Annotated in this window: 32 protein-coding genes and 1 pseudogene; 9 read left to right on the forward strand and 24 right to left on the reverse strand. The window is 65.3% G+C overall.

Annotation, left to right across the window (positions count from 1 at the left end):
- Positions 1 to 42: 42 nt before the first annotated feature.
- Complete coding sequence (locus ACRXBZ_RS08195) at positions 43 to 378, forward strand: histone-like nucleoid-structuring protein Lsr2 (RefSeq protein WP_433878547.1); 336 nt, start codon at positions 43 to 45, stop codon at positions 376 to 378.
- Between the two features lie 88 nt (positions 379 to 466).
- On the opposite strand, the gene ACRXBZ_RS08200 is transcribed toward ACRXBZ_RS08195, so the two are convergent.
- From ACRXBZ_RS08200 to ACRXBZ_RS08215, 4 genes are all read right to left on the reverse strand, one after another.
- Positions 467 to 1,234, reverse strand: a complete 768-nt coding sequence (locus ACRXBZ_RS08200) for a DUF4326 domain-containing protein (RefSeq protein ID WP_433878548.1) — start codon at positions 1,232 to 1,234, stop codon at positions 467 to 469.
- Between the two features lie 334 nt (positions 1,235 to 1,568).
- On the reverse strand, positions 1,569 to 1,934 hold the full coding sequence (locus tag ACRXBZ_RS08205) for a macro domain-containing protein (protein WP_433883826.1): 366 nt from the start codon (positions 1,932 to 1,934) through the stop codon (positions 1,569 to 1,571).
- Positions 1,898 to 2,056, reverse strand: a complete 159-nt coding sequence (locus tag ACRXBZ_RS08210) for a macro domain-containing protein (RefSeq protein WP_433878549.1) — start codon at positions 2,054 to 2,056, stop codon at positions 1,898 to 1,900. The genes ACRXBZ_RS08205 and ACRXBZ_RS08210 overlap by 37 nt, the downstream gene beginning before the upstream one ends.
- A gap of 263 nt (positions 2,057 to 2,319) precedes the next feature.
- Positions 2,320 to 2,985, reverse strand: a complete 666-nt coding sequence (locus ACRXBZ_RS08215) for a hypothetical protein (RefSeq protein WP_433878550.1) — start codon at positions 2,983 to 2,985, stop codon at positions 2,320 to 2,322.
- Between the two features lie 528 nt (positions 2,986 to 3,513).
- On the opposite strand from ACRXBZ_RS08215, the gene ACRXBZ_RS08220 reads away from it, so the two are divergent.
- A complete protein-coding gene (locus ACRXBZ_RS08220; protein ID WP_433878551.1) occupies positions 3,514 to 4,083 on the forward strand; it encodes a DUF6431 domain-containing protein in 570 nt (189 codons plus the stop codon).
- A 92-nt stretch (positions 4,084 to 4,175) separates the two neighbouring features.
- Positions 4,176 to 4,310, forward strand: a complete 135-nt coding sequence (locus ACRXBZ_RS08225; protein WP_433878552.1) for a hypothetical protein — start codon at positions 4,176 to 4,178, stop codon at positions 4,308 to 4,310.
- A gap of 54 nt (positions 4,311 to 4,364) precedes the next feature.
- Here ACRXBZ_RS08225 and ACRXBZ_RS08230 read toward each other — a convergent pair whose 3' ends face one another.
- From ACRXBZ_RS08230 to ACRXBZ_RS08245, 4 genes are all read right to left on the reverse strand, one after another.
- Entirely contained in the window at positions 4,365 to 4,925 is a 561-nt protein-coding gene (locus tag ACRXBZ_RS08230) for a DUF6262 family protein (protein WP_433878553.1), read from the reverse strand.
- The gene (locus ACRXBZ_RS08235; RefSeq protein WP_433878554.1) at positions 4,922 to 7,213 is read right to left on the reverse strand and encodes a tyrosine-type recombinase/integrase; all 2,292 of its coding nucleotides are present in this window, start codon (positions 7,211 to 7,213) and stop codon (positions 4,922 to 4,924) included. Before ACRXBZ_RS08235 ends, ACRXBZ_RS08230 begins: the two co-directional genes overlap by 4 nt.
- A gap of 44 nt (positions 7,214 to 7,257) precedes the next feature.
- A complete protein-coding gene (locus ACRXBZ_RS08240) occupies positions 7,258 to 8,442 on the reverse strand; it encodes a tyrosine-type recombinase/integrase (RefSeq protein ID WP_433878555.1) in 1,185 nt (394 codons plus the stop codon).
- A 779-nt stretch (positions 8,443 to 9,221) separates the two neighbouring features.
- Positions 9,222 to 9,470: a hypothetical protein gene (locus ACRXBZ_RS08245; protein ID WP_433878556.1), complete on the reverse strand. Its 249-nt coding sequence runs from the start codon at positions 9,468 to 9,470 to the stop codon at positions 9,222 to 9,224.
- A gap of 2,174 nt (positions 9,471 to 11,644) precedes the next feature.
- On the opposite strand from ACRXBZ_RS08245, the gene ACRXBZ_RS08250 reads away from it, so the two are divergent.
- From ACRXBZ_RS08250 to ACRXBZ_RS08270, 5 genes are all read left to right on the forward strand, one after another.
- Positions 11,645 to 12,079 (forward strand): hypothetical protein, encoded by a 435-nt coding sequence (locus tag ACRXBZ_RS08250; RefSeq protein WP_433878557.1) that lies wholly within the window; start codon positions 11,645 to 11,647, stop codon positions 12,077 to 12,079.
- A 54-nt stretch (positions 12,080 to 12,133) separates the two neighbouring features.
- Complete coding sequence (locus ACRXBZ_RS08255; RefSeq protein WP_433878558.1) at positions 12,134 to 13,438, forward strand: hypothetical protein; 1,305 nt, start codon at positions 12,134 to 12,136, stop codon at positions 13,436 to 13,438.
- A gap of 190 nt (positions 13,439 to 13,628) precedes the next feature.
- Positions 13,629 to 13,886: a hypothetical protein gene (locus ACRXBZ_RS08260; protein ID WP_433878559.1), complete on the forward strand. Its 258-nt coding sequence runs from the start codon at positions 13,629 to 13,631 to the stop codon at positions 13,884 to 13,886.
- Entirely contained in the window at positions 13,886 to 15,313 is a 1,428-nt protein-coding gene (locus ACRXBZ_RS08265; RefSeq protein ID WP_433878560.1) for a M50 family metallopeptidase, read from the forward strand. Before ACRXBZ_RS08260 ends, ACRXBZ_RS08265 begins: the two co-directional genes overlap by 1 nt.
- A gap of 101 nt (positions 15,314 to 15,414) precedes the next feature.
- Positions 15,415 to 15,645, forward strand: coding sequence for a hypothetical protein (locus ACRXBZ_RS08270; RefSeq protein ID WP_433878561.1), 231 nt, complete (start codon positions 15,415 to 15,417; stop codon positions 15,643 to 15,645).
- Between the two features lie 839 nt (positions 15,646 to 16,484).
- Here the strand turns inward: ACRXBZ_RS08270 and ACRXBZ_RS08275 are convergent.
- The 10 genes from ACRXBZ_RS08275 to ACRXBZ_RS08320 all read right to left on the reverse strand — a co-directional run bounded on the left by ACRXBZ_RS08275 (position 16,485) and on the right by ACRXBZ_RS08320 (position 23,268).
- Complete coding sequence (locus tag ACRXBZ_RS08275; RefSeq protein WP_433878562.1) at positions 16,485 to 16,940, reverse strand: hypothetical protein; 456 nt, start codon at positions 16,938 to 16,940, stop codon at positions 16,485 to 16,487.
- The gene (locus ACRXBZ_RS08280; RefSeq protein WP_433878563.1) at positions 16,940 to 17,074 is read right to left on the reverse strand and encodes a hypothetical protein; all 135 of its coding nucleotides are present in this window, start codon (positions 17,072 to 17,074) and stop codon (positions 16,940 to 16,942) included. Before ACRXBZ_RS08280 ends, ACRXBZ_RS08275 begins: the two co-directional genes overlap by 1 nt.
- 421 nt (positions 17,075 to 17,495) lie before the next feature.
- On the reverse strand, positions 17,496 to 17,780 hold the full coding sequence (locus ACRXBZ_RS08285; protein ID WP_433878564.1) for a hypothetical protein: 285 nt from the start codon (positions 17,778 to 17,780) through the stop codon (positions 17,496 to 17,498).
- A 927-nt stretch (positions 17,781 to 18,707) separates the two neighbouring features.
- Positions 18,708 to 18,908, reverse strand: a complete 201-nt coding sequence (locus tag ACRXBZ_RS08290) for a hypothetical protein (RefSeq protein ID WP_433878565.1) — start codon at positions 18,906 to 18,908, stop codon at positions 18,708 to 18,710.
- A gap of 215 nt (positions 18,909 to 19,123) precedes the next feature.
- A complete protein-coding gene (locus tag ACRXBZ_RS08295; protein ID WP_433878566.1) occupies positions 19,124 to 19,279 on the reverse strand; it encodes a hypothetical protein in 156 nt (51 codons plus the stop codon).
- A gap of 341 nt (positions 19,280 to 19,620) precedes the next feature.
- The gene (hisG, locus tag ACRXBZ_RS08300; RefSeq protein WP_433878567.1) at positions 19,621 to 20,484 is read right to left on the reverse strand and encodes an ATP phosphoribosyltransferase; all 864 of its coding nucleotides are present in this window, start codon (positions 20,482 to 20,484) and stop codon (positions 19,621 to 19,623) included.
- Positions 20,485 to 20,603: 119 nt separating this feature from the next.
- Positions 20,604 to 20,747, reverse strand: coding sequence for a hypothetical protein (locus tag ACRXBZ_RS08305; protein ID WP_433878568.1), 144 nt, complete (start codon positions 20,745 to 20,747; stop codon positions 20,604 to 20,606).
- A gap of 40 nt (positions 20,748 to 20,787) precedes the next feature.
- Positions 20,788 to 21,459: a hypothetical protein gene (locus tag ACRXBZ_RS08310; RefSeq protein ID WP_433878569.1), complete on the reverse strand. Its 672-nt coding sequence runs from the start codon at positions 21,457 to 21,459 to the stop codon at positions 20,788 to 20,790.
- A gap of 122 nt (positions 21,460 to 21,581) precedes the next feature.
- On the reverse strand, positions 21,582 to 22,910 hold the full coding sequence (locus ACRXBZ_RS08315) for a glycosyltransferase family 4 protein (RefSeq protein ID WP_433878570.1): 1,329 nt from the start codon (positions 22,908 to 22,910) through the stop codon (positions 21,582 to 21,584).
- Positions 22,911 to 23,046: 136 nt separating this feature from the next.
- Positions 23,047 to 23,268 (reverse strand): hypothetical protein, encoded by a 222-nt coding sequence (locus ACRXBZ_RS08320; RefSeq protein WP_433878571.1) that lies wholly within the window; start codon positions 23,266 to 23,268, stop codon positions 23,047 to 23,049.
- 189 nt (positions 23,269 to 23,457) lie between these two features.
- Here ACRXBZ_RS08320 and ACRXBZ_RS08325 point away from each other — a divergent pair.
- Positions 23,458 to 23,580, forward strand: a pseudogene (locus ACRXBZ_RS08325) (IS110 family transposase); the annotation flags it as partial.
- A 77-nt stretch (positions 23,581 to 23,657) separates the two neighbouring features.
- Here ACRXBZ_RS08325 and ACRXBZ_RS08330 read toward each other — a convergent pair.
- From ACRXBZ_RS08330 to ACRXBZ_RS08355, 6 genes are all read right to left on the reverse strand, one after another.
- Entirely contained in the window at positions 23,658 to 23,852 is a 195-nt protein-coding gene (locus tag ACRXBZ_RS08330) for a hypothetical protein (RefSeq protein ID WP_433884139.1), read from the reverse strand.
- Positions 23,853 to 23,930: 78 nt separating this feature from the next.
- Positions 23,931 to 24,140 (reverse strand): hypothetical protein, encoded by a 210-nt coding sequence (locus ACRXBZ_RS08335; protein WP_433878572.1) that lies wholly within the window; start codon positions 24,138 to 24,140, stop codon positions 23,931 to 23,933.
- Positions 24,141 to 24,464: 324 nt separating this feature from the next.
- Entirely contained in the window at positions 24,465 to 24,875 is a 411-nt protein-coding gene (locus tag ACRXBZ_RS08340; protein ID WP_433878573.1) for a hypothetical protein, read from the reverse strand.
- Between the two features lie 74 nt (positions 24,876 to 24,949).
- Positions 24,950 to 25,180: a hypothetical protein gene (locus tag ACRXBZ_RS08345; RefSeq protein WP_433878574.1), complete on the reverse strand. Its 231-nt coding sequence runs from the start codon at positions 25,178 to 25,180 to the stop codon at positions 24,950 to 24,952.
- 5 nt (positions 25,181 to 25,185) lie between these two features.
- On the reverse strand, positions 25,186 to 25,329 hold the full coding sequence (locus ACRXBZ_RS08350) for a hypothetical protein (RefSeq protein WP_433878575.1): 144 nt from the start codon (positions 25,327 to 25,329) through the stop codon (positions 25,186 to 25,188).
- Positions 25,330 to 25,333: 4 nt separating this feature from the next.
- A complete protein-coding gene (locus ACRXBZ_RS08355; protein ID WP_433878576.1) occupies positions 25,334 to 25,906 on the reverse strand; it encodes a hypothetical protein in 573 nt (190 codons plus the stop codon).
- Between the last annotated feature and the right edge of the window lie 487 nt (positions 25,907 to 26,393).

A 26,393-nucleotide genomic window follows, 5' to 3' on the forward strand; every position in this document is an offset into this window, starting at 1 on the left:
GAGGCTTCTTCACAGGCCGCCGGATGGTCTATTCTCCGCTACATGGCCAAGCGAGAAGTTGTAGAGTCAGACATCAGCGGGAAGCCGGATGCGACTACGGTCACCTTCGGCTTGGCTGACACCTGGTATGAGATAGACCTGACTGAGGATGAGAAGAAGAAGCTTGAGGCGACGCTCAAGACGTACCTCTCTAAAGGTCGAAAAGCTCAGAAGAAGGGCGAGAAGAAGCAAGTCGTTCCCGAGACGACGCCCGAGGAGCGTGAGCAGATCCGCGCTTGGGCGAAGGAACAGGGCTTCGAGTTCGCGGAGCGCGGTCGGATCCCGAAGAGCGTCCAGGCAGCCTATGACAAGGCGCACAAAATCAAGAGAAGCATGTAGTCGCCCGGCTTCCGTGTGCCTCTGGCCGGTCTCTCCTCTGCTACCCGGAGAGCCCTGCGCCCTCGCTCCGTAGGGCGCTCCCCGTGCCTCAGCACGGTGACAGCGACGGGTGGATGACGTCGCGGACGTCAAGTCCGGCCTGGGCTGCTTGCTGGCGGCAGTGGATCGTGCCGTGCGAAAAGTGCCCGGGAAGGCTCGGCATGAGCTGCTGCTGGTCACGCCGTGGGCAGCCGGGCTTGCGACACAGGTCCAGGAACGCCGTGCTCGCCACTCGAGCGCCCGCTTCGCGGAGTCCGACAGCTACATCGACCATCTCCTGGTTGCGCGTGAACCCGGCCGCCCAGCCATGTGTCCGCCAGTCAGCGGGAAAGGGCATCGGCTCAAAGCCTGCAGCGCGCCACAGCCTCTTGGCCATGGCGTCCGCCCCGTACGGGCATTCACCGAAAATCAGCACGGGACGGGTGACCTGTTCAGGCCCCCACATGCGCCACAGATCGTTGAATGCCCGGCGCATGGCCGGCTCGTCGTCCCAGGTGCGCGCGCCTGTGACCAGCAGAACGTGGGAGTACTCGGTTGTGAGCAGCCCTGGTACCTCGGCGTACTTCTTCAACACATCGCCATGACAGGGCTTGGGGGCGCAGAAGCACCCGAGCCTCTTCCCGCGCAGCACGGGGAGGCGAGCCATCAGCTCCGGGCTCGCCAGCAGATGCAGCTCGTACTGCTCGATGACTCGTGCCCGATCCGCGTCGGTGTGATGGCGGGCCAGGGGGAACGGGTTACCCCAGATTGAGCCTCGACCGATGTACACGTCGTAGGCAGAGGTGTGCTTGTTCACCACTTGGATCTGAGTCGTCATCGGGCCCCTTCCGAAAGCCGTTGTCGTCGCACACCGACGAAATGTTCTTCAATGCCCGATCCGGATCAGCTGTGCTGATCCTGCATCGACGCTGAAAAGCTGACCAAGAAAGAAGAACCCCGGAGGACCGGAGGAGGACCGATGGCACGAAGCACGCGACATGCTCAAGGCAGCGCTGGCCACGCCCCTACGGTGTCCGCAACCGCCACACGGATCACGTCGTTGCAGAGGCTGGTGACCGACGCACAGGTCGCGCCGGTGGACGCACATCAGTGATCGCCGGTGTCATACGGTGACACGTCAGACATGAGGCTGCTCTCTTGCACGTGACTGATCATCGACGTGATGCGTGCTGTGGGGGTGGGTACACGAGCACGTCGACGCCTGCCTGTGCGACGGGCGTCAGCGCTTCGGTGATACGTGCGGGCACGAGTGCCCAGTCGAGCCCACCGAGGCCGCAGCCGAGAGGCGGGACTGCTATGGATCCGGCGTGGTGCTCAGTGATGATTCGAGGCAACGCCGTGAGACCCTGTTCGATCCATTCGATCCGCGACCCGTCGTGCCAGTGCCGCTTCGTCGGGAAGTTGGCGACGACGATACGACGGTGGGAAGCGACGTCATCAGCGACGTGCACGTCGATCTCCCCGGTCCGCACAAGGCGGCTCATTGGCTGCGGTACTCCCCGAACATCGCGGGGAATCGCTGTTTGAACTGCAGGGTTAGCCCCGCGCCCATGACTCCCCGGGTGTTAACAGGATTGACAAGGATGTCGGCACGGCTGTCGAAGAGATCGGCCCCGGCGGGTTGGACGCTGATCGGCATGACGGCTCCTTGATCGCGGTTGTCGGCGTCGCCCCAGGTAGGTCTAACCGCCGACTTGAGCGGCAGACACCTTGCCGTTGCCGGTTCTCGCGGATTGTGGCGGGGTTGACCCGGGCTGGCCTACGGTCCGCCCGTTGGGGTGGTGTCGTCATCGCCCTTCGTTCCCCATTTGAAGTGGCGAATTTCTAGAAAGGGCTCCTGACTGAGTCCGGAAGATTGAAGTGGCGAATTTCTGGGAAGAGCTCCTGGCGGAGTCCGGAAGATCACGCGCCCGGATCGGAATCCAATCCCAGCGCGACGCGCCAGTGCTGCCGGTGCTCGCGGAGCGTCGCGCAGACCAAGCCGGGCTGCACGATGTGCACAGTGAAACCGGTTGGCACCACAACGCGGGCAAAGGTGACGGGCGACCAGTAGCTCATCTGGTCAACGACGCTCGCCGCCGCCACCCGCAGCTCCTCCGCACTCACAGCGCGGAACGGGTTCGCCGGATCGAGGTATGGGCACACGCCCAACAACCCGGCCGCCGTCGACCACACCGCGTGGTAGGAGGGGCTGGAGTGATCGTCGCGCACCAGCTTGACGCGTCCGGCCATCTCGGGTGACCAGTCCGCGCGCCAGAGATGATCAGGCTGGACGAACAGGTACTCCAGGTAATCGTTGCGGTTTGGCTTGCCGTCGGGCGTGACCACATAGACCTCATTGGCGAGGATGCGCTCTCCGCTGGTGGTGGCCCTCGCGACCGGCTGGCCGATCGTCGAACCGTCGTAGCGGGACTGTCCCAATGCCGCGCGCAGTTCATCGCGCACCTCGGTATCCTCCCACCCCCATTTCTGGACCCGCGCAACCAGATGCGGGTTGTCCATCCATACGCGGCGTAGGTCATCGTCGGTGGGTTCGAAGCTGATGAGACCAGTGGTCTCGTCACGCATACGTTCCAGGTCGTTGGCACCAGGCGCGTCCATCGCGTTCTCCTCGAGGGGTTGGTCGTTGGTCAGGTTTTGGCGAGCTTCGGGCGGCGGCTGCCGCCTTTCTCATCGAAGGCGGCGGAGCCGCCGGGTTCCGCCGCCGGGTTCGCCACGATGTTGTCAAACCGCCAGGTGGTGTGCGAAGCGACAGCCGTGGTCGTGTCACACGTCGCTGGTGCCGAGGCCAAGCATAGAGGCTCTCGTGCGAGTTGTTGTCCGGCGTTCTGGATGAGGACGTGGAGCCCTGTCGGCGGCATTGACGGTGAGCACACCCAAGAGCTTCGTCCCCGGCGGCAGAATGAACACCACGCGCGCCCGCCCAGCACAGGGCTGACCGCTCCTGATCCGTCATGTTCACCGTGACGGCAGCACATCGCCTGGCCGTCCGTCGACTATGGACGATCCAGGACCACGATCAGCAACGCGAACTGGCCCCTGGACCGCCGCAAGCGTGATAGGCATGCTGGACCACTGTGCGAGGAGCCCGCCGCCGTGATCATCGTGCTGGACGTCGAGCAGGCCGAGGTCGACCTGCACGCCGGTGCGCTGAGCTGTCCACACTGCTCGGCGGTGCTACGACCGTGGTCCTCCGCGTCGGCCCGGCAGATCCGGCAGCTCGACGGTTCGCACCGCCTGGTGCGACCGCGCCGGGCACGCTGTTCGGGTTGCCGGGCCACCCAGGTGCTCATGCCGGCCTGGTGCCTGCCCCGGCGGGCGGACGCGGCCGAGGTCATCGGCGCGGCGCTGGTCGCGAAGGCGCGTGGGCAGGGTTACCGCTCGATCGCGCGTGAGCTGGGCCGCCCGGTCTCCACGGTGCGGCACTGGCTGCGTGGCGTCCGGGGCGATCAGGTGGAGTGGCTGCGGTGTCAAGGTGTGCAGCGGACGTTCGAGCTGGACCAGGACCTGCTGGTGGACCTCGTGGTGCAGGCCACGGCGTTGGGCGACGCGCTGTGCGCGTTGGCTGCGGCCGTGCTGGCCTGGCGGCGCCGTTTCGCCCGACCTGTCCAGGCGTGGACGCTGATCGGGGTTTTCACCGCTGGTCGCCTGCTCGCTCCACCATGATCAACACGGACATGTCGTGGGATCAGTGTGTCCGCAGTTGGTCACCGGCACGGAGGGCGAGGGCCGGCACGATGAGCATGACGGCGTCACCCGTGAGCACGAACGGTGCCCTGTTCGTGTTCATCTACAGCGCCGCCGTCATGTTCATTTTGAATACCGCTCATTCTCTGGGGTTTGGCGCCGTGGTGGAGGTTGAGTCCTCCGCGTTTGCGCTGCTCAGAGGCTGATGTGGTTGAAGTTATCGGTGCAACAGGTGTGGCGCAAGTGGCTGGTGGGGGTTTTCAGCTGTTGGTGTTCGGGGCGTTGATGCGGGCCATCAGCTCGCGGTTGGCGGCGCGGGCGGCGGTGAGGTCCTGGTCGCGTTCCTCGAGCTGGAGGCGCAGATCGGTGACCTGTTGTTCTAAGTGGACGATCCGCTGGTTGAGCTGGTCGATGTCGTCGGGGGCGCCGAGCCCGGACTCGCGCCAGGCTTGCTCGCCGAGGAGCGCGGACAGCCGGGTCTCCAGGTGTTGGGCGCGTGCGGCCATGCGGGCGCAGCGTTGCTGGGCGGCCAACAGGTCGGCCTGCAGGGATGCCCGGCTGACCGCGGGTGCGCCGGCCGCGGTGTTCGGTGGCTGGGCGTCGGCAGCGTGGAGTTGTTCGAGCAGGTCGCGGTGGCGGTAGAGAAAGCTGCGGTCGACCCCGCTGGCGCGCGCGATTGCGCTGACGGTGATCTGATCGCCGTTGGCGACCGCGGTGTGGAGGGCTGTGAGGACGCGCTGGCGGCGTCGGCCGGAGTCCGCTCGTCGTCCTTCGACCATCGCCCTGGCCGTGTCTCGACGATCTGTGTGGTTGGTGGTCACGCGGTGCGCTCCGGGCGGAGGTCGGGCAGGGCTTGGCGGATGCGGGGCATGCCCAGCATCACGGCGCGGTGGCGGCGCACTACCGTGACTGCCTGCTCGAGGTGTTCGCGTTCGGTGGCGGTGAGCTCGTCGAGCCCGGTGGTGATCCGTGCGATGAGCCGCCGGATCCGGCCGATCTCGTCGTCGGAGGGCATGGCCTCGGCGCGCGCCCAGTCGTCGATGTCGCTGGCAGCGAGCACGCGTTCCCGGTTGCGCAGCAGGTCGTCGAGGTATGCCTGCAGGTCCGGCAGGTAGGAGACGTCGGTGCGGAAGTGGTCGCAGCCGGCGCAGCGGAACCGGAACGGGCAGGACTGGCCGCCGGCTTTGACGTTGGAGGGCTCGGCGCAGATCCCGAACGGGACGGCGACCTCCCCGATCGCGCGGCGAGCGCGTTCGGAGTCCAGCAGTTGCTGCGCCTGCCGCCAGATCCGGTTGCCGTGCCGGTCGAACTGCATCGTGGCGACCCGGTCGACGGCCTCGCGGCGGCGCGCGCCGCCGACACGGTAGTAGCCTTTCGTCGTGTTGAGGCTGACATGGTTGAGCAAAGACCCCAGCACATCGATCGGGACACCGGCGTCGGCGTGCCGCTGAGCATACGAATGACGGTAGGCATAGGGCACGATCCGGGCTTTGTCGTACTCGGTGCCATCGGTCCGCAGCAGTGACGGCAGGCTGTCGATCCAGGCGCGGTGCCGGGCACCCAACTGGTTTTCGGTGATCGCGCGCCGGCCGTGTGGGTTGGCATAGGCAGCGGGCAACAGCTTCAGTTCCGCCAGCATGGTATCGGGGAACCGGGTGCGGACATGGTCTTTCTGCTCGCTGATCAAGTCCGCGGTCGCTTGCGCGATCGGCAGCCGCCGACCGATCCGGGCGTTCTTGTGGTTGTCGTAGACCAGCACGGGTAGCCGGTCCTCGTCGTATTCCAGACAGTCCCACGGCAACGCGCAAATCTCGTCCGGTCGCCGGCCGGTGTCCATGATCAGTTCCACTGCGACGCGGATTTCCCGGCAGGAAATGGAATGCTCCAGTGCCGGCAGGTGATCACAGAGCTGCCGCAGGATCTCCGCGGGGAGGTCCCGGTTCGGCTCGGGATCCTCGGGCTTTTGCGGAATATCGCTGGTGACGAGGGCGAAATCATCACCCAGACCAGCGGCCGGGCCGCCGGCGCGGGTCAACCCGAGCGCCCGAAATCGCACCAGCAGCTGCCTGACCTCGCGGCATCGGCGCGTGCGGGCGTCAGTGGACAGTTGCCCTTCAGCGGCGAGGAAAGCCATCCGTTGCAGGAAGGCGTCGATATCGCCGCGTCCCAGCACCGCCGGGTCGTTGCCGTGATCGGTGCGTGTGGCCCGCAGGCTCTCGGACAAGCTGGCCAGGCTGGTCAGGTAGTGATGCGCCGGCCCGGCAGCGTTCTTGCCGCGGCGTCTCGGCAAATCGTCGGCTGCCCACCGCTTGGCCGCCTCGCGCAACCATGCCTGGCTGATCTGGGTGAAGGTCAGACGCCCAGGCAACCCGAACACGGCCAGGTCCCACACATCCTTGACTCGTTCGGTCTCGGGAGTGCGGAAAGCGCGTTGAACATGGCGCACAAAGCAGCGCAGCACCTTGTGCTGATCACCGCGACCATTAAGGTCGCTGCCTGCGAGGGAGACCGGTTGTTCACGCCGCAACTCCCACGCGATCTGACGGAGTCTGGCGGTGCCGGTGAGCGCGCCGTCGCGGGTCCGCTGCTGCAGTCCATAAAGGACCTCCGCGACCACGAGGGCCGGAATGCCGTGCAGGCTGACCTGGCCGGCCCCCTCGATGGCCGGTTCGATCCGGCGCCACCGTCGCTCATCGAAGCCCGGATCGGTGCGGCGCTGATCTCGCCACCGCTCGTCGTGAGCCCGGCAGTAGCGCCGGTTCCTGCGAGCACGGCCACATGCCTCCACCTGGCACAACCGGCCCGGCTGCAGCGGGACAACACCCTCCACCGCGCCCCCGCCCTGGTGATCCTCCGGGCTGGCCATGCTGGTCCGGCACATGCCGCACGTCCGATCGTGACCATAGACCTGATTGCCGCACCCTTGCGTCTGACACATCCGCCAGCCCAGCTGAGGATGCTCCGACGGCAGCGACAACACCCGCGTCACCGCATCCCACCCGGCCTCGGCCAGGAAAGCCGGATCGATCATCCCAACCAACCGAGCCACCGTGGGCCCGACGTCGCACCCCGCACCGAGCACATGCGCCGCGTCTGCGGGAACAGCCACGGCTATGCTCGACGGCGGCACCGACCTCACCGTCGTAACCGCGTTCACCGCAGGGCTCCCGGCTGCACACGCGGGCTGGGCACACGCTCGACGGCCTCCCGCAGCCGACCCGGGTCGGGATGCAGGTACACCTGCGACGAGGACACCGCGGCATGCCCCAACAGCTCGGCGATCTCGTCCAGGCGGCCGCCGGCGTCGGCGACATTGCTCCCGAACGCGTGCCGGAGCTGGTGCGGCCGGACCGGCTGGTCCAGCCCGGCCCGCCGTGAGCAGGCGGCCATCAACTCGTTGATCGCGTCCGGGCGCATCGGCGCGCCGAGCGGCTCACGGAACAGGTTGACAAACACGAGATCATTGTCTGCGGCTTGCGGCACCTCCATCCGCTCGAACTCGTAGACGTCAAACGCCTGCACAACAAGGAAATCCAGCGGCACCACCCGCTCGCGGCGGGACTTGGCCCACGCCCCGTTCGGGTTCTCGCGGCGCACCACATGCAGATGCGCCCGGGCCACCTTGCACCCCAACAACCGCGAATCCGGCAGCAGATGCACATCGCCGCGGCGCAACCCGCACACCTCACCACGGCGCAACCCCGCCCGAGCCATCAGCAACACGATCAGCCAGTCCCGCGCCGACCGGCACGCCCGCAGCAGCGCGACGATCTCCTCGTCACTGGCCCGATCCACCACCGTTTCCGGCTCACGCAACCGATGCCGCGCCCGCATCCGCCACGTCATGCGGTCGTCCTCACCGCGGGCGGACTCGGGCAGGTCCCGGTCATCAGCCACCTCATACAACAGCGGCACCAGCCCCGCCGGGGCCAGCCCCACGGTCACGGAATGCGTCACGAAACCGCGCACCGCACACAACACCGCATTCACCCGCCGCGCGCCGCGCACCGGCTCCCGCCCCGGCCCGACGACCACCTCGCCACCCGGGACGGCATCAACCCCGCTGGCCTGCGCGCCAGCGTGCTGCAGCCAGATGATGAACAGTCCCAGATGCTCCACCCCGGCATGCCAGTGCCGCCCGGTCCGGGCACACCAGCGCAGGAACAACGCGATCCCGCCGGCATACGACTTCGTGGTCAGCTCCGAGCCATCACGGCCGAACCGAACATGCCGCAAGAACACGTCCGCCTCGCCAACCACGACCAGGTCCTCATCCAGCACCGTCCAGTACCGCGCGCCGGACGGCAGCCTCACCAGGAACGCCCGCACTCTCCCCACTCCGATCTCGTGACAGGAATCGTGAACGATTACCAGCCACGAGCACCGCACCCCAGGAGAACCACCACACAACCACCACAATCACCCGAATCGGGCGACACCACACAACAGGCCGGCCACCCCAAGAGAACGGGCAACAGCAAGTGAATGATTTCGGAAATGATTTCGACAGCGGAGTCATGGACTCGAAGGCAACGATCCCGAGTGGGTACCGTCCGGGCCAGTCGAACAGCAGCAGGCACGCGATGAACGCGAGATCCGTGGGTGCCGCCGTCCAGCCGGCGTTGTAGAACTGCCGGGCCGTCCAATCGACAGCGATGGCCGAGACAGGATCGCCCGGGTCTGTCACGACGGTGAACCAGTGCCGGTCATCGCCGCGGGATGCTGTCCGGACAAGGAAGCGCCAGCGAAGCCGTACGACTCGACTCGGCCAGGATCCGGCTGCGGTGGCACGTGGCGACCGGTGGACAGGTCGAGGCTGCGGTAGCCCTAAGCCGTGACGTACTTCCGCAACACAACCTGGGCGTGCTTCTTGGGTAACGAGAGCGCGGTGTCTAGGTCGAAAACGTGCTCAGCATCCCAAGCCGCAGTACTCGGGTCATGTTCCTCAAAGGAGGCTTCCACTTGTCGTTCCCCCAGTACCTCACCTGAAGCGAGACAAGGTGTGCCTTGGAGTGATCCCGCGGGAGGCAGGAAACCTTATAGTAGAACGGCTCAACGGCCGGTTCGGGGATGGTGTTGTTCATGGCTCCTTGTTGGGTTTGGGGGGTGTCCCGTAGTCAGGACCGGGAATCGGCGGTGATTGTCAAGGCTTCCGTCATAGCTCGTACGACAGCGTCAGCGTCTCCTCCATTGCCGATGTAGTCGTGCCGGATCGCGAGTGCTGTTTCGATGCGCGTCCGCATTTCGTCCAGTTCAGCTTCCTGCTGGCGCATCCGATCAATGACAGTCTGGTGGTACTCCTCAGGCTCCGGGCATTCCGGCTCTCCCCACCGGTTCACGGCAACATCTGCGGTGCTCTCGGGCATTTGCTAGTTCCTTTCAGCCTGTACAGGAGAGACAAGGGTCAGGCGACCTCGTGGATGAGTGTTTCGCTGTCGGCGTCAACGGCAGGGCGGGATGCGATGCGGTTGGTGGTCCCGTCTTGACGGATCGCGGTGCTTCGGTGGATTCGGGCATGCGAACAGCCTTCGGCATTGCTCGACGACATCGGGTGGCAGCTTCGGTCACGGCTATGTCATCGAGGAGCGGACAGGAGTCGTCGACATCGCTTGGCGACGCCTGTTTCCTCCCGTGCCAGCTCCGCTGGCTCTGAGCCGCTTTCTCTGTTTCGGCGGTCATTTCCACCATGGTTTCGCCGGTGCGCCCGAAGGGCGTCTGCCTGTGGATACCCGGCGACGAGCGCAGCGGCTCATTTTCTCTCAAGCGAAGCGCTGGGCATGCCGAGGGAGCGTCAGCGACCGAGATTTCCAGCGAGTGGGGAACCCGTCGGCTATGCCGACCAACAGTGCCTCGGAGCGCCAGCGGAGAGGTCGAGCGAAGCGAGAGTCCGCAGGACCACTGTTGCCAGGTTCCCTTATGCCCTTTTCCTTCTTGCCGTCTTTTTCGCCGGTCCACGGCTGGAGCGTTAGCGGAAGCCTGGAACATCAGGGGAAACGACCTGTACACCCTTGCCCCGTACACCCCCTCCTTGTCCGCGCAGCGGGTGTACGGGGCATGTCGTTTCCACTGGTCTCAGCACCTTGTGGCTGTACAGCTTTTTTGCCGACCGTGGCAACGCCGTACGGGTGCCTCTTCTGCTCTCCCGTGAGGCACGAGCGGGTCCCCGTACGGGTCCGTTGTCCGCGTCAGCGGTGACGGGCGCAGCCCGGTCTATCGCACTTCGGTGCAGTGTGCTGCCGCAGGTGCTTCAGCCGTCGCCGCGCAGCGGTCCCCTCTCTTGCGACTGCGTCGCTCAGGCTGTGGATAACTCTGCGGCTTCAGCACTGCTGCAGGCGGCCGCCGCCGTCGTCGCATCGTCGCGCCGTACTGGTCGCACCGACGTGCTCCGGCGTCGCTGCGTCGCCGTGCCAGCATCTGTCGCACCGCGTCCGAGGCGGGCGCTCTACGCTCTTTCATCGGTGCCCGATCCGGCTCTGGGCTGTGCCTGATGTCGCGCTCGCGCGACGGCTGAGCCGCTCTCTCGTGGACGCATCAAAAGAAGAAGAGCCCGGGTCAGCGCACGGCTGCCCGTGGACCCGACCAGCGCTGCTTCTCCAGCTTCGCCGAGTCGTCGTGGGATTCCTCTAGGGGGACGTTCTTGTGAACGAAAAGTCCTCGCATGCACGCTGTGTGCGAGGGTCAACACCCCCTCTGCCCTCGTCTCCATCCGCTCTTCTTGCGAACCCACGACGAGTCGGTGACGCCTGCTCTGCAACCGCGGCATCGACACTGCAGCAGCCGAGCACCGACGCTGCTCCGGTGGCATGACCTGGGTGCTCACTCCACCGCCGGCGGGCGCTCCTGAGGGGCCCGAAGGCAGTGAAATAGGCCCCGCCCGCGCTGGTATTCCAGGACTGATCGTGGTGCCAGCGCGGACAGATCCTGTCTCGTCGTGGCCAGATAGCGGACAGAGAGAGCCAGAGCTAAGACTCGAATGAGTCTCGACAGGCCGATCAGGCCCCCTTGGGAGGCTATTGGCGCTTGTCGGGGCTCGTGCTTGCCCATTGGGCGACTTGTGCTGGTCTTCTCCAAGCCCGCGACGGGACCTGTTTCGCTCGTGGACTGATCGTGGTCCTGCTTACGGCGCTGCTGTGCTTCTTCGCGGGCCGCTGCCGGTCCGGGGATGAGCCCTTGGACTGATCGTGGTCCCGGACTGGTACGTCTCGGGTCCGGTGCCGGTTCGGGCCAAGACGACGGACAGCCCAGCGTCTTCTGGTGCGCTGGCTCATTCAAGGTCTTGCCAGTGGTGCCAGTGGTGGCAGCGAGACCGAAGGCGGACCACCGCTGCGCGACAGCGATTCATGCCCTATTCAATGGTGGCCCATTGGTGGTCTTGACTAGTCCTTGCACAAGACCATTGAAAGGCCATAGGATAGAGAACAGAAGACGAGTTCGAGAGGTCCACCGAGTGCGAGAGGACCGGAGCAAACAGGAAGAGGGGTCGGTCCGCGATGACTGAGAACGCATTCATCCGCATGGCGGTTCGAGGGGAGTGTGCGCGATGACGACATCGAATGAGCCGCGCCGTCTGCGCTGGAGCGTCCCGGCCGCGGACATCTCGACGAACAGGTGGCTCGACGAGCAAGAGAACATCTCGCGCTCGCTGCAACTGCTGATCCGCGAGTCCATCCAGCGCGACGGGTACATCGACGTGGTCAACCGCCCCGTCGAGCAGCTCCCCCGGCGCGGCCGGCCGCCACAGAGCGACGGCGTGACGCAGGGCAAGGAGGCGGCGACCGGGATCGATCCTGGCCGCGTGCTGCTCGATCACGAGGAGAGCTCCCCCATCGCGGAGGAGTCCGCGCTCGAGGCCGACATGAGCCCGGCGGATGAGGAGTCCGACGCTCCGTCCGAGGCGACCCCCGAGCCCGCGCAGCACTCCCCGCGCCCTGAGAAGAAGGGCGTTCCCCCTGGGTTGAACGCCTTTCTCACCTGACGATCTGCACCCACTGATTTCACGACTTCCTGACCAGAGAGGGACACACGAACCATGAGCAACAGCAGCACTGCGGAGAAGACCATGCAGCTCACCGGTGGCATCGACGTCGGCAACGGCTATGTCAAGGGCGTCATCCGCGGTGCGGTGAACGGCGAGGAGATCTTCGACACGATCGACCTGCCGTCGGCGGTGGTGAGCACCTCGCGCTCGACGCCGAAGGTGCCCGAGGCCGACTCGGATGCGCGGAAGATCGTCGTCGAGGACGACTTCTACAACCGCCTTGCCGCCTCCTTCACCACTCCGCTGGTGGGGCACTCCGATCTGCGCACTTTCGGCCGCGCGGCGCTGAGCACCCCGGGCTCGAAGTTCACGCAGTTCGAGGTCTTGGGCGCGCGATCCAAGGCCGACCAGGAGCTCTCCTTTGTGCTCGTTCTGGGCGTTTTCGCCGCGAAGGCCCTGCGCGACCACGTGCGCGAGCACGGCGCGCTACCGGACCACGAGCTGCGTGCCACGGTGCGCACCGGTCTGGCTCTGCCCATCGATGAGTACGTACAGCGCCGCCACGCCTTCGCCGCGCAGTTCGTCGGCCGTCTCGGCGCGGTGGATCCCGTGGTGCACATAGTGACGATCAAGAATTTCTCGACGCCGGTCACCGTGCGCCTGCAGTTCGAGGACGTGCAGGTGCTGCCCGAGGGCGCGTCCGCGCAGTTCGCGATCACCGACAAGGGCGCGCCGCTGGCGCAGGCCCTGCTCGATGACCTCACCGCGAGCGATCCCGAGGAGGCCGCGAAGCTCTCGGGCGTCACCGCCGAGCTGCTGGTCGGCGTGCGCAACACGATCGGCGTCGACGTCGGCGAAGGTACCGTGAACTTTTCCGTCTTCACCGACGGAGCGTTCAACTCCGAGGCGGCCGGGACCCTTGAGCAGGGCTACGGCACCGCGCTGACGAACGCGCTGGACCGCATGAGCACCAGCGGCGACAAGGACCTGCGGTTCAAGAACCGCAAGACGCTGGCGGACTTCCTGCAGCAGGAGCCGAGCGTGTTCCTGCAGGGCCGCTACGACCGGGCCTCAGGCTTTGTTTCCGAGGAAGCCGAGTACCTCTGCGACGAGGTCGGCTCGCGCTTCGAGGATGTGCTGGCCGAGGTCGGTGGCACCACCGAGGTGGTCTACGTCTACGGCGGCGGATCGGGCCCAATCAAGGAGATCCTGCGCCCGGTCCTGCAGAAGGCCGCCGGCGGGATCCCCGTGCTCTACCTGGACGCGGCCTACTCGCGGCACTTGAACCGCGAGGGTCTGTACCTCGCGGCGGATACCGTCGCGCAGAACGCGAAGCCCACGGGTGAGCGCAGCTAGGCCGCGGTGGTGTGATGGATGTGAAGGTCGACCAGAACTGAGAGCCCGAGCCAGTCGACAGACCAGTGCTGATCTGTCGATTGGCTCTCTTGCATCTATTCGAATTCTACCCAACATGGGAGAATGCACCTATACGAATTCAATTGACGAGTGAAGTATGAGCACGACGGGACAGAGATGAGGTCAGGCCATGGCGCGACGAGTCACACGGACGACGGACCCGAGGGTGCTGGGCGCACTGGAGATGGAGTCGGAGGACTTCGCCCGTTCTCTTGGCGATGGCTTGGAGGGCGCCGGTCTGGCGTCGCAGGTGATAGATAAGTTCACCGCCCCTGCGCAGGCTGAGGACTCGACGGCCATCCGCCAGCGGCAGCTGGAGGCATTTCGGGCGGCCACGCACTACGAACCGCGGAATGACGACGAACGCGAGATGGGGGCCGGCCGATGATGGCGGTCCTGCTGTATGCGCTGGGTGTGGCGATCTTCCTCGTCGCGATCTTCCTCTCGATCGCGCTGCACGAGCTCGGGCACCTCTACTACGCGAAGAAGTTCGGGTGCCGGGTCAGCCAGTACATGGTCGGCTTCGGGCCGACGCTCTTCTCGTGGAAGCGCGGCGAAACCGAGTACGGAGTCAAGCTGATCCCTCTCGGCGGGTACGTGAAGATCATCGGGATGTTCCCGCCGGAGACGGATCGCGAGAAGCGGATCTCCCGCGGCGAAAAGCCCGCGCCGGCACAGGAGCGGGACGGCGAGCCGAGCGAGGTCATCGCGGCGGCCGCGAACGCGACCGAGGACGCGCCGCTCACGCTGCGCAAGTCCAACACCGGCCTCTTCGCCCAGATGATCTCGCAGACCCGGGCTGCCGAGTTCGAGCTCGTCGAGCCTGGGGACTCCGAACGTCTGTTCTACAAACTCCCCGCGACGAAGAAGATCCTCGTGATGCTCGCGGGCCCGGGCGTGAACATCGCCCTGGCGTTCGCGTGCCTCCTAGGCGTCTACGGCCTCTACGGTGTGCACTCCACCGAGCCGACTGGGCGGGCGGTGGTCGCCGTGGTCTCCGACTGCGTCATCCCCGAGACCGAGAACCGGGTCGTGTGCGAGGAAGGCGACCAGCTCTCCCCCGCGCGCGCCGCAGGGCTTCAGTCCGGGGACCAGATCGTCGCCTTCAACGAGCAGGCGGTGACCTCGTGGGCGCAGCTCTCGGATCTCATCCACTCCAACGGCGACGGGAGCATGAAACTCGAGATTATGCGCGACGACCAGCGGGTGATCCTGCAGCCGACGCGCACGGTCGCCATGCCGCGGGACATCGAGGGCACCGGCAAGTACGGGACCGTCGGCTTTCTCGGCGTCGAGCCGGAGTCGCACGAGGTCGTCACGCGCCACGGTCCGCTCTTCACGATGCTGCGCATGGGCGAGATGACAGCACACGCGGTGTCGTCGGTCATAGACCTTCCCGCCCGCGTGTACAACGTCGCCGAGGCCATCTTCGGCCAGGACGAGCGCGCCCAGGACGGGCCCATGTCGGTCATCGGCGGATCCCGGATCGCCGGCGAGGTCGCCTCGTCAACCGTTCAGGGCCTCGACGCCGGCGGCAAGGCGACGCTGCTCGGGCTGATCGTCGGCTCGTTCAACCTTTTCATCGGGGTCTTCAACCTCATCCCGCTGCTGCCGCTGGACGGCGGTCACATCGCCGGGGCCGCCTGGGAAGGCATCCGCCGCTGGCTGGCCCAGGTGCTCCGGCGCCCGGACCCGGGGCACGTGAACGTCGCTAGGCAGCTGCCGATTGCCTACATGCTCGGCTTCGCGCTGCTGTCGATGAGCGTTGTGCTCATGGTCGGCGACATCATCGTGCCGCTGAAGTCAGGGCTGTGACGGGATTTGGTCACACCAGAACGAGCCCTGCATCGGTCCAGCATCAGCCCCGCGAGCGACCACCACGAGATCACAGGCTGTACCTAGGAGGGAACAGAGCCATGACCGAGAGCAATGAGACCAAGGATCGGCCCGACCAAGACCCGACGGAGACCGACGAGAAGCCATTGGGCCTTGTGGCGCGGCTCAAGCAGCTGTATGAGGATCGGCAGACTGTCTTTGCCGTTGGCGTCATCGGCGTGTCGGCGCTGGTGTTCCTGCTCGGCGGGATCCTCTCCGGTGACGTCGACTTCTCGCGGGTGTACTCGATGCCCGCGGGGACGCTGCCGTAGAGCGCAGAGCCCGAGAAAAAAGAAACCTCCCCGGCGACAGCGCGATGCTGTACCGGGGAGGTCTTCGTCGTCACGGGACGAGGCGAGTCTTCAGAGCTCGACGCTGGCGATCATGCGCCGCTGGGTCCGGAGTGCCATGAGCAGCTCGCTCAGCATGTTCTGGCCGGGCACCTGGTCATAGGTGTCGCAGTAGCACGAGCCCCAGAACTGGTTGTAGTCAGGTGTTTCCCTCGATCAGCCGGGCATTTTCCGTCGCCAGCAACCGCGTGGCGAGGTCCGTATTCGTTTGCGTCGATTACGCGAAGGGCTCCGGTGCACCGTGGTGCGGCCGGAGCCCGAATCGAGTTGCCGCAATGGGGCCCCGGAGATTCAGGACGGTTCGATCTCCGGGGGACACGGCCCGTCCAGCCGTTTTGCAATGTGATCACGACCAGTCCAGCTGCATAAGCTGCCGCGACTGACGGTGATCACGCTATCACGGTTCGCGATGCGGCGTCATCGGATCCGGGTGAGTCCGCTGCAACCGACCGGCCGCCCGTCTTGACCGGTGACGGTGATCGGGACGAACAAGTCTCCGCGGTGCGGCGCCGCGGCCGCCGTGATCGGGAGACGACCAGGCCGACCCCGCTCTGCGGGGTACCGGGTTCACCACCGGTCCCAGACCCGACATAAGGTGATATTCGTAGCGGACGCTCCAGCTCGCGTTGATCTCGGCGGCGCTGGTGGCGGCGAAGATGCCCGCGTGGCCTCCTGCGGGGCTCGGACAGAGCAGAAGGCCCGGCACACGGGCCTGTGCGTCGGGCCAGGTCAGTGCTGGGATTTCAGGGTGCGCGGCGGGGTCAGTCGAGCAGCGTCTGCGCCAGCGACATGTGCAGCAGTGCTTCGAACGCGGCGCGGGTGAACACCTGCGCCCACAGGTCGTAGTCGCGGGTGTACGTGCAGCGCTCAAGGGCGTAGCGGTACGTTCTCTGGTCGGCCTGCGACCAGGTTGATACGATGACGCGCTCGGCGCCGAAGCCTCGAGTGAGGCGGCGCCAGTCGTCTCGCTGGACCGGGTAGTCCCAGAAAGGCGAGCGGTCCAGCCGAAACTCTACCGCGACCGCCCATTCCCGCGAGCCGAACTGCCCGCCCTCGGACCGCAGCGTCAGCCGTGACAAGCCCTCGTCGGTGTCGTCGTCCGCGACGCGTACCGTTAGCGCGCGGTCGAGGAAACGCGTGTCGCGGCTGGTTAGGGACTGGTAGACCGCGCGGAGTCGGCGAGCGTGGCCTACGACGTCGTCCGCGGTAGGCGCCATCAGGAGGCGGTGCAGGTCCTCTCCGTCGGCAAGTTCGCCGGGTGGGATGGGAAATGCTTGTCGACGATCTCTTCTTCGCCGGTGGTCTCGTCGAGATCGAGGATGTCGTGCAATGCGGCGGGATCGATGTGCATTTTTTCCTGTTCTCCTGGGAACGTAATTTCGGAGTACCGACAGCCCGCTCGCTTCACCACCCACAGTGCCCGATCTCAATTGACGGGTCTTGTGCCTGAGGGGCTGTCGATCTGCGACCGGCAGATCAGGGCGTGGCTGCTGAGGCAGGGGTGCGCGCAGCGCATCGCGCAGCGACGCCGAAGAGTTCGGAGCGCAGTTCCATCAGGTAGCGGCCCAGGTAGTTCCGGCCGGGTCGCTTGCATGCTGCCCGGCCGCAGCGGGAGTCACCCCCAGAACTGGTCGTGCCAGTGATTGGTCTCGACGAGCCTGAGGTTGCCGGTGCCGTCCAGTCGCGCGGCCAGCTCGGGGACGACGAACTTCGCGGCGAGTACCTTCTGCATCGCCTAGACCCGGGCCCCGAGTCCCAGTCCGGGCGCAGCGTCACCCGTCGCCCGCCCAGGAGCGGCATCGCGCTGCTCGACGACGACCCGATCGGTCTGCTCGAATGGCCAGGCGGTCGGCCGCGGCCCGGAACTCCTCGAAGGAGATCTCCGGGTGCCCCGCAGATTCGTTCTCCAGGTTCCCGAACGATCCGCACCAGGCTTTGAAGTAGCGCTGGTACAGCTCGCGGTCGGCCCGGCGGGCCGCCTCGTCGTAGACGGGCTCGGCGACGCCCCCGAAGTCGAAGGGCAGCGTGTCCTGTACGGATGCGGCTATGGTGCTCATGTCGTCCTCCTGGGGCGGCAGGATGATCTGTCACGCCGTGCTCCGGATCAGCTGCGCTGATCCCCCTCCTCGACCGGGTCGGCCATGCCGACCCGAAGGCACCGGAGGAGAGCGCACGCCTAGGTTCCGGTGCCACGGTCAGGTCGATGCGATGCGCTTGTCCCACTCAGCGAGGGTGCGGCCGTTGATCGCGATGGTGTCGACGACGGCGACGGCCCGGCGGAGGGCTTCTTCACAGCTGAACCGGCGACGTCTCGTTCTGTCGTCGTCCCGGACTGAAGTCCTCGGCTCGTATTCCCATGTCCCGTCGGCGGAGAGGCACAGGTCCTCGTGGAAAACGGCCCAGAGGTCCTCCCCTGTCTCGTGGTCCTGCTGCGCCAGGCGACCTGGAGCTCGAAGCGGTGCTTGCCCACGAGCTCGGTCTCGACGTAGCCGGCCGGAAGGACGCGGTACTCCGAGAGGACGATCTCGGGGCCGGGTGTCGCGGGGTTCTGGTCGTTGGTGCTCATCGGACGTCTTCTTCCGTCAGTACGCGGTAAGCGGTTCAGGTACTGGTTCTTGGCCTTGTGCACTTCCGTGTCGAGCCGTCGCCGGTGGACCCGGTGGACGTGATCGTCGAGGCCCTACAGGTGCTCGTTGGGGCTGGGCACGTCGGAGGCCGTCGCGGGTCCTTGTGGGGCTACGGAGTGTGCCGGTCGGCGGCGCTGACCCTGCGGCGCTCTTGCATCCAGTGCCCCAGTTCTGAGTTGGCGGTGGACAGGGAGCCCTTGAAAGACACATTTTTGCGACGTTAGTTCTTGTCCATCAAGGGCTCCCTTTCGTTACATTGAGTGATCTATCGTCGCTGACAAGCGGAGTCCAGCAACAGCTTCCGGCACGGACAGGTTCGTAGCTTGTTGTCGTGGTCATTGGTCATGGTGATGACTCCTACTCGGCTCGCTTCAAGACATACAAGTAGTGAGGGAGGTCTTCTTCCGGGAAGACCAGGATCGGCGGCCCGTCGAGGACGAAGTAGCCGTCGCTTTCCGAGTCGCCGATCAGGTCAGACTTGATGAAGGTCCCCGGTGGTGGGAGGACCGCCATGTCCACGGTGTGCGTGAACTTGGGGAACACGAACTCGATCTTCATCTCTGGACCCCTCGGATTCTTCAAAATTCCGGGATAAGCACAGCGAACTCTTCGGGGGACACGGGCATCAGGTAGTGCTGCTCCCCGCACAGATGGCATGGACGCTGAACCCTGATGCACTGGCTCCCGTTGCAGTTGCAGGCCTCGGCAATCAGACCGAAACGGGTTGCGCCGGTCCCGGGGTTGGAACTGGTGTAGAGAAGCGAAAGACTTATTCAGGCCACGTCTTTGGTAACCGTGCGGGCGCGCAGATCGCCGCGGGGACTGAGGCTCTTGAGGGTCGCGGGCTTCGGGTCGCGGCCGTCGAGGAGCATGAACAGGTACGGTCGCAGGTGAGCCGTGGTGGGAGACATGGCCGACTGGATGGCCATGGCGTAGTCCGTGCGCGTCCAATTAGGACCGAGGCTCTTCAGCGTTCCGGTGTGGAAGTGCTCGGTTTCGGCGTGATCCGGCTGGCCTCTCCCCAGAGGTCGGCCCACACGTCGCGGGTCCAGGAGTGCAGCTCTGTCTCACTGCGCTCAAAGGGAGATCGCATGAAATGAGGACCAGAATGATCGCGGCGAGCACACCGGCCGCCGACGGGCTGATCGCGCCGAGGCCCACAGCCGCATCGGCAGCGGGCGTCGACGTGAACGTCGCGGGAATCGGCGAACATGATGATGCCCCACTCCGAAGCGGCCAAAGAGGGGGCACCATCATGTTCACGTTGGGCTCAGAGGCGGCATGCCTCCAGGGGCGTTACCAGGATCGCCCGTGCTCCTGTGTCCCACAACGCATCCATTACAGCCTGGGCCTGTTTGCGTAGAACCATCGCGCGCACGGCGAACCAGCCGTCTTCATCTAGGCGAGACACTGTGGGCGCTTCCATGCCGGGCGTGATCTCCCGTGCCTTCTGCAAAGCCGGAGCGGGACAGTTGTAGTCCATCATGACGTACTCACGTGCAATCAAGACACCGTGGAGCCGGCGGACCAGGACGCTGATCGCTTGCTCTCGTTCCGGCGACAATGCACTAGAGCTGCCACGGACCAGCACAGCTTCTGATCGCAGAATCGAACCACCAATCGTCGCCAGATTTGCCGCGCGAAGTGAGGCACCGGTTTCCACGACATCGGCGATCGCGTCCGCCAGACCGAGCTCGACTGCGGTCTCCACGGCACCTTCAAGCTCGACCGGTTCAACCTTGATCCCGATCCTGGACGTTGCAGCCTCCAGCAGCGCCGGAAACGACGTCGCGACCCGCTTACCATCCAGATCCATCACAGAGCCGAAAGCCTGTACCGGGGCGGCGAAGTAGAACTGCGAGGCACCGAACCCGAGGGGAAGCAGTTCAGTCGTCGTCTCCGCCGTACCTGACGCTGCCAGAAGATCCTGGCCGGTGATACCAACGTCGAGCACTCCCGAGCCGACGTGGACGGCAATGTCCCGAGGACGGAGGAAGACGAACTGAACATTGTTCGTATTGTCGGTAACAAAGAGAGCCTTGTTCTCTCGGTGGACACGATAACCTGCTTCGGTGAGCAGTTGAGAGGCGGGAGCATTTAGGCTCCCTTTATTAGGGACAGCGATACGCAACATGTTGTGATCCTATCGTTGAGCATGCGAGCATTGCGAACGGATTCTTTGAGTGCAGGATACCCTTTTGTGCCTATGTGCTGGCCGTATTGGGGAGCTCGCCAGCGTCTCGTATCTCGTGCTCAGGCAGGACGGGCCTTGGTCTCGGCCGAGACCAAGGCCCGTCCGCCCGGGGACACTGACAAGGAGGCACCGATGTCGGCGGCCGCGGCGCCGGTTACCGCCACGGTGGCCAGTGCTGTGGTCCATGCTGCTAAACGCGTCATCGGAGCCATCTTCAGCAGACGTAGGGGACTGCCTCGACACCTACAGGGACTCGCCTGCTGCCTCGCTCGCGGCGAAGAGCGTCTCAAAACCCGCCCGGGACAGGTACCTCGCATATGCCGGATCCCGCATCAGGTCATCCCGGGACCGATCGAGGAACTTCATCTCCAGGAACAGCATCCTCCGGAACAGCAAACCGTGGATGAAGTTCCGGTCTTCGGTCACGTCTAGCACTTGCCCTTCCGCGTACAGCCGCGCGGGTTTCCTGGTGCTGATCAGTCTATTCGTGTCGATCAACTTCAGATCCCCGGTCCGGATATCTATAACGAGGTTCGCGCAGTCGGGGTCGATAAAGTCAGGGACCATCGACGGCTGGTCCGCGCTGGTGTCAGCCAGCAGGTTCCGCGTGATGCTCAAGAATTGGGCTATCTGCTGCCGTGTGGTGGCATCTAGCTCCGCGGGGTCGACCGTCGTAAGAGCGAGCTCGGTCCGGTGCGGCACGTAGTCCTTCACCAGAACCGATTCCTGGAGCGAGGCTCCAACATAGGGACGACGGAGGCACTGGCGGGGAATCAGGGTCGGCATTGCCGAGTAGGCCCGACACAGATAGACATACTCGGCGTTCAACTTCTCCACCGTCAGTTCCGGCGCGTCTTCCTTGAAAATCTGAAGCACGTACGTGCTGTTCTCCCGCCGGAAAACCTTCGAGTGCACGCCTTCGCCGATTTGCACATAACGAGGCCAGCTAGGCATTTATTTTCACTCCGAAAATAGGAAGATGGCGTTTAAAAGGGAGGGCCGGGGGCTCTCGCTCCGGCAAGAGCCCCCGGGGTTACTCAGTAGTGGCAGGACCGGCAGGGAAAGTGCGCTCGGATCGCCTGGTCGTAGCCCTCGAACATCGCGTCCAACCCGAAACGAGTGGCACTGGCGTAGCCGCCATCAGCCAGGCGCGAGTGCAGCTGCGGATCGTTGAGCAGCTGTCCGAGCGCTTCGGCGATAGCTGCCGGGTTCTCCGGGGGAACCAGCCGCCCGGATTCGCCCGGGGTGATGTATTCCAACGGTGCTCCGTGCGCCGTTGTAATCAGCGGGACGCCTGCCAGCATCGCTTCGATGTTGGTGTAGCCGAACGGCTCGGGCTGCCGGGACGGGTGCACTGCCGCGTACGCCTGCCCATAGCAGGCGGCCAGCTCGAACTGGTCGTTGTCCAGCTCGTCCAGGAGGAACGCGGTCCCTTCGAGACCGAGGTCCTTGATGCGCTGACGGAGATACCCCTCGTACCAGCCTTCGCGTGTGTCTGTGAGTCCCGCGCCGTTGAACGCGACGTAGAACTCACGCTGGCCACGCGAGACCAGCCTCGCCACTGCGTCAAGAACGTCGGCCTGGCCTTTCCAAGCCACGCGACGCGCCGACATCAGGATCATTCGGCCGGTGCTGGGCAGCGCATTACGTTCGCGCACACGAGCGAACACATCGGCCCGACGGGCGGACTCGACAGTCTGCAGGAATCCAATATCGTCGATCCCATTGCGCACGGTTCGGATCCGGTGCGGCGGGATTCCTATCTGCTCGACCAGATAGCGCCGGACTGCGTCGGAGACGGCGATCAGGTTCACCGTGATCCGTGTCTGCTCCATGCGGTCGCGGATGTACGCGAACCGCCGCTCCATATCCGCCGTATCGTGCACCACGGCTGTCATGTGCATGCAGTCCGTACTGTCCAGGAACCCGAATTCGTCGGCTTTGAGCACGCCGACAATCGGGTTGGTGTTCTGAGCGAGCAGTGTCGGGATGCCAGCCCGGAGAACGGCTTGCGCGTACTGCCGCGCGAGCGAGAGATAGACCGGATTGTCAGCCTCGTTGATACGACTTTCGTAGAACTCCCGGACGCGCTCCGGGTTCTTGCCCCCGTCAGCGGACCGCAAGTACTCGGGGAACCCGGTGCGGATTCCCTGAGCCAGTACGACCTGACCTTCAGGAGTGCGGAGCTCGTACGCGCCAGTGTTCTTGGCCCCGGTCTGAGTGACCGCCACCCGCGCGTTCGGGTAACGACGCGCCAGGCCTGCCAGGAACATGTGCGTGTGGGTCACCAAGCCGGTGACCCGGCAGGGCTTCGGCGCTCCCGTGGAGATAACAGTTCCCCGCAGGTCGTAGGTAAGAATGTGCACGCCGGGGCTATCTGGAGAGGCATATGGCATAATGCGGATACCTGCTTCCTTGAAGTAGGTGATGAAGAGGCGGGGCCGCGTCAGTTCTTGGCGGGACAGCGCGGCTTCGTCTCTGCTTATTTAGGTCCGCGTTTGATCAGACCTTGCTCGCTGAAAACTCTTTTGTACTTCCCTTGATCACTCCGTTGGCCTTGTCTTCGTTGTCCAGCAGTTTCACGCCGTAGCTCACGCCCGGCCCTCCGCCGATGTCGTCCAGGCTGAACGTTTCCGGCAGGATGTAGTCCGGCTTTATCGCCCGGCGCCCGACGCCGGCGAACGAATGGGGCGCAGCAGCGCTCGTACGTGGCGGCCCAGGCATTCGCCGTGGTTGCCCACGGCTTGCTCTCTTCCTTGGCAAGAGAAAAGATGTTCTTTCACCAGCCAGTCCGGATCAGCTGTGCTGATTCGCTACCTCAAAGGAGACGAAACCCCGGCACCCATTACCACGGTGGCGGAGGATGCCGGGATTCGATCTCGATCTGTCTGCGCTAGCACGCCAATGCGACATGGTTCCTCGACCCTGGCCGAGCTCGGCGTGCTGATCGGATTCGACGGCGACCTGGCCGTCGAGGCCACCCGAATCAGCAACCGCACCCGCGGCCTGCTCACCGGTATCCACCCTGCCCTCGAACGCGCCGGCACTTTGCAACAGCTGTGCTGCTGTCCTGCTCCCCATGCCTCATCGGTTGTTCGGACCGGGTCTGCTGGTCAGAAGTCGCCTTCGGCCACTTGCATGACGGTCAGCCCGAGGCGGTTCGGCACCTGGGTGGTCGGGTCGATGCGCAGTGCCCATTCGGCGACAGCGAGGTCGTCGCGGGTGTGGTGTAGGCGGACGGTTTGCACGACCGCGAGCACAGTCGCCGCTGAGGCGGCGGCCGCGAGGATTTCGGTCGCGGTGAGCATGAGGAATGGGCTCCAGACATGACGAAAACGGGGGCGTCTTCCCAGAGGAAGGCGCCCCCGGAGAGTGGGATCGTCCGGCTACTTGCCGGGCTGGTGTGGCAGGGGTTTCCGGCTGTTGGTCACAGCGCCGAGAGGGCGATCACACGGCGGCGTGCCGCGCTGGTGCGGACCTCGATGTTCCGGAGCGGGATCTCCGCCGCTGCTGAGCAGCCGGATCACGCCGGCGATGCCGAGCACCACCAGGGCGGCGATGCCCAGGAAGACGAACAGAAGAGACGACTGCGGCATTGCCGGCCCCTCAGACGCACCTGCTGCAGGACGGGTGGACTGGAGGTCAGCGCTCAGTCCGGAGCCTTGTCGGGGTCCTCTTTCGGCCATTGCGGCGATTCCTCGGCCTTTTCCATTTCAGCGGCCAATGCGTCGTGGATCGGCGTGCTCACGAAACAGTTCCTTTCTGTGAAGACTCGGCGCCGAGCAGGAAGTCACCTGCCCGGCGCGGGGAAGTAGTTGGTCAGTCGTTTTGTGTGCCGGGGATCAAGTCGAATTCGGTGGCCATGCGCCGCGCCTCGCTGCGTGCGAGCTCGCCGGCGGCGTCGCGGGTGGTCTGGTCGATCACAGTTTCTCTCCGTTCTCCGGGCGCGCGTCATCGCGGCGCACGCGAAAAGGTCTTGTCTCGGGGTTAATTTCGTTGATCTTCCGCAGGAAGTCAGCGAGCGCTGCATGGAGTCGCAGTTCGTAGGCCGCCTCCGGTCCGGTGCTGTCGTCGGCCCACACGAGCTGGCGGCCGTTGATCCGCACGTCTTGGGAGTACCCGGCGTCGGCGTGTTCGTCTTCGCGGACGTACTGCTCGTTGATGACCTCGTTCAGGTCGGTGACGCCCCTGAGGCGCATCGTCGAGGCGGTGATCAGGAAGTTCAGCAGCCCGGTTTCGCGGTCGGACAGGTCGAGCTGCCGTTCCATCTCGTCGCGGGTGTCGTTCATCGCCGCCGCGAGCTCGTCAGGGCTGAAGCTCGTTCCGTTCAACGGGTTTCCTTATCTTGCGCAGGTGGGGGCCGCCGCCCGGGACGTGATGTCCCGGGCGGCGGGTGTTGGGTGGTTCAGGACTTGTTGGATTGCTGCGTGAACATGTCCCGCAGTTGCCTGACGGCTTTGTCCTCGGCCTCGGTCGGGCCTGCGGCGCTGACCGTCCGGGCGAATCGGACCCACTGATGCAGGGCACCGGAATGGGTTCGCGCGCTGCGGTTTTTGTGCTTTCCGAGTACGACCCCCGCGACCTCAACCGCGAGCGTCGTGTTGTTGCACAGGCCGAACACGGTGTAGGTCTTCATCCCGGTCACCTCCGCGCCTGGTCGTCGGTAACGATCGGCTGCTTTGCGGAGGCGTCCACGTTCAGCGCGGCCTGAAGGTGGTCGAACGGAACTGTGCGCTCGGCGTCGGTTTCCGGCGGGGCCTGCTTGGGCTGCTGCTGGTCGGACATGCCGTCACCGCCCGTTGCCGGGGTGCGCATGCTGCCACTGCTGCGGCAGCTGGCCACCGGCCGAGATCCACTCGTCGAGCTCGCCGAATCGCTGCGCGATCTCCGCTTGGCTGTCGTCGATCTTCTCGAAGAGTGCTTCGGTGGCTTGGGTTTCGTAGCGTTCGCCGCATATTCCCGCCAGGTCGGCCATGCGGTCGCAGAGGAGCAGCAGCGCCCGGATTTCGGCGAGCTCGGTGGAGGGCTCGACCGCAGGGGGCCTGATTCCGCGATCGGATACGATCTGCTGTTCGTCGGGCTCTGTCCCGTCCAGCAGAAGCCGTCCGGCGACCGCAATGCAGTCGACGCACCGGAACAGCCGGGACCGGATGCCGAACTTTCCCGCTTCGCGCGGCAAAATCCACAGAGCCTTTCCAGGGCATCCGACGGTGCGGCAAGGGCCGTTGACCATCCCGCGCTCGTCCTTGTGCGGGTCGGTGCGCAGGAGCCGCCCGAACTGCCGCATGGTGAGTCCAGGTGCCGCGTGGTGCTTTGCCTCCGCGTCTCCGGGGGCTTGGTTGTTAGGCTGCTCATCAGCCATGGAGATGACTCCTCCGTGGTTAGCGGGCCGCCCTGCCTTCGCCAAAAGTTCAGGGTGGCCCGCGCTATATCTGGCGCAGGTCGGTACCGGCGCTTCTCCCGCGTGGTCCGCAGGGATACCGCACGGGGCAGGACCGGAAAGGCCCTGCCCTGCACGGTTGCCCCGGCGGGATCAGAGGATCTCGGCACGAGCGCGTTTTTTGACGCGGCGAACGGCTTTCTGTGCGTCGCTGAAGTAGTTCCCGTTGTTCGCTACCCACTCGGTGCCGTGGTGGCTGGCTTCCCAGACTGCCTACGGGTCGGCACTCTGTGCCCGGTAGCAGAGGATCAGGTACCGTTGCGAAGCGGTTCAGTCCGTAACAAGGTTGAACGGTTTCCAGCCGTCCTCCTCGTCGTCAGGGTCGGCGTCGCCTCGCCGGGTCTCCGCCGCCGCTGAAGTGCTGCCACCCCGGCGGTTCCTTTGGCGAGGTCCTATGCCGCGAACGGGC

The sequence above is a fragment of the Saccharopolyspora hattusasensis genome (genome assembly GCF_050972075.1).
In the GTDB taxonomy this organism is placed as follows: domain Bacteria; phylum Actinomycetota; class Actinomycetes; order Mycobacteriales; family Pseudonocardiaceae; genus Saccharopolyspora; species Saccharopolyspora hattusasensis.

What these genes read in the sequence shown, in the direction of transcription:
- ACRXBZ_RS08285 (WP_433878564.1), bottom strand. Translation starts at nt 17,780, where the DNA reads ATGAGCACCATAGCCGCATCCGTACAGGACACGCTGCCCTTCGACTTC.
- ACRXBZ_RS08250 (WP_433878557.1), top strand. Translation starts at nt 11,645, where the DNA reads ATGACGACATCGAATGAGCCGCGCCGTCTGCGCTGGAGCGTCCCGGCC.
- ACRXBZ_RS08295 (WP_433878566.1), bottom strand. Translation starts at nt 19,279, where the DNA reads ATGGCCATCCAGTCGGCCATGTCTCCCACCACGGCTCACCTGCGACCG.
- ACRXBZ_RS08345 (WP_433878574.1), bottom strand. Translation starts at nt 25,180, where the DNA reads ATGAAGACCTACACCGTGTTCGGCCTGTGCAACAACACGACGCTCGCG.
- ACRXBZ_RS08330 (WP_433884139.1), bottom strand. Translation starts at nt 23,852, where the DNA reads ATGCTCACCGCGACCGAAATCCTCGCGGCCGCCGCCTCAGCGGCGACT.
- ACRXBZ_RS08355 (WP_433878576.1), bottom strand. Translation starts at nt 25,906, where the DNA reads ATGGCTGATGAGCAGCCTAACAACCAAGCCCCCGGAGACGCGGAGGCA.
- ACRXBZ_RS08260 (WP_433878559.1), top strand. Translation starts at nt 13,629, where the DNA reads ATGGCGCGACGAGTCACACGGACGACGGACCCGAGGGTGCTGGGCGCA.
- ACRXBZ_RS08350 (WP_433878575.1), bottom strand. Translation starts at nt 25,329, where the DNA reads ATGTCCGACCAGCAGCAGCCCAAGCAGGCCCCGCCGGAAACCGACGCC.
- ACRXBZ_RS08275 (WP_433878562.1), bottom strand. Translation starts at nt 16,940, where the DNA reads ATGGCGCCTACCGCGGACGACGTCGTAGGCCACGCTCGCCGACTCCGC.
- hisG (WP_433878567.1), bottom strand. Translation starts at nt 20,484, where the DNA reads ATGTTGCGTATCGCTGTCCCTAATAAAGGGAGCCTAAATGCTCCCGCC.
- ACRXBZ_RS08290 (WP_433878565.1), bottom strand. Translation starts at nt 18,908, where the DNA reads ATGAAGATCGAGTTCGTGTTCCCCAAGTTCACGCACACCGTGGACATG.
- ACRXBZ_RS08255 (WP_433878558.1), top strand. Translation starts at nt 12,134, where the DNA reads ATGAGCAACAGCAGCACTGCGGAGAAGACCATGCAGCTCACCGGTGGC.
- ACRXBZ_RS08305 (WP_433878568.1), bottom strand. Translation starts at nt 20,747, where the DNA reads ATGACGCGTTTAGCAGCATGGACCACAGCACTGGCCACCGTGGCGGTA.
- ACRXBZ_RS08245 (WP_433878556.1), bottom strand. Translation starts at nt 9,470, where the DNA reads ATGCCCGAGAGCACCGCAGATGTTGCCGTGAACCGGTGGGGAGAGCCG.
- ACRXBZ_RS08195 (WP_433878547.1), top strand. Translation starts at nt 43, where the DNA reads ATGGCCAAGCGAGAAGTTGTAGAGTCAGACATCAGCGGGAAGCCGGAT.
- ACRXBZ_RS08280 (WP_433878563.1), bottom strand. Translation starts at nt 17,074, where the DNA reads ATGCACATCGATCCCGCCGCATTGCACGACATCCTCGATCTCGACGAG.
- ACRXBZ_RS08265 (WP_433878560.1), top strand. Translation starts at nt 13,886, where the DNA reads ATGGCGGTCCTGCTGTATGCGCTGGGTGTGGCGATCTTCCTCGTCGCG.
- ACRXBZ_RS08200 (WP_433878548.1), bottom strand. Translation starts at nt 1,234, where the DNA reads ATGACGACTCAGATCCAAGTGGTGAACAAGCACACCTCTGCCTACGAC.
- ACRXBZ_RS08320 (WP_433878571.1), bottom strand. Translation starts at nt 23,268, where the DNA reads ATGCCTGGGCCGCCACGTACGAGCGCTGCTGCGCCCCATTCGTTCGCC.
- ACRXBZ_RS08210 (WP_433878549.1), bottom strand. Translation starts at nt 2,056, where the DNA reads ATGCCGATCAGCGTCCAACCCGCCGGGGCCGATCTCTTCGACAGCCGT.
- ACRXBZ_RS08215 (WP_433878550.1), bottom strand. Translation starts at nt 2,985, where the DNA reads ATGCGTGACGAGACCACTGGTCTCATCAGCTTCGAACCCACCGACGAT.
- ACRXBZ_RS08270 (WP_433878561.1), top strand. Translation starts at nt 15,415, where the DNA reads ATGACCGAGAGCAATGAGACCAAGGATCGGCCCGACCAAGACCCGACG.
- ACRXBZ_RS08335 (WP_433878572.1), bottom strand. Translation starts at nt 24,140, where the DNA reads ATGCCGCAGTCGTCTCTTCTGTTCGTCTTCCTGGGCATCGCCGCCCTG.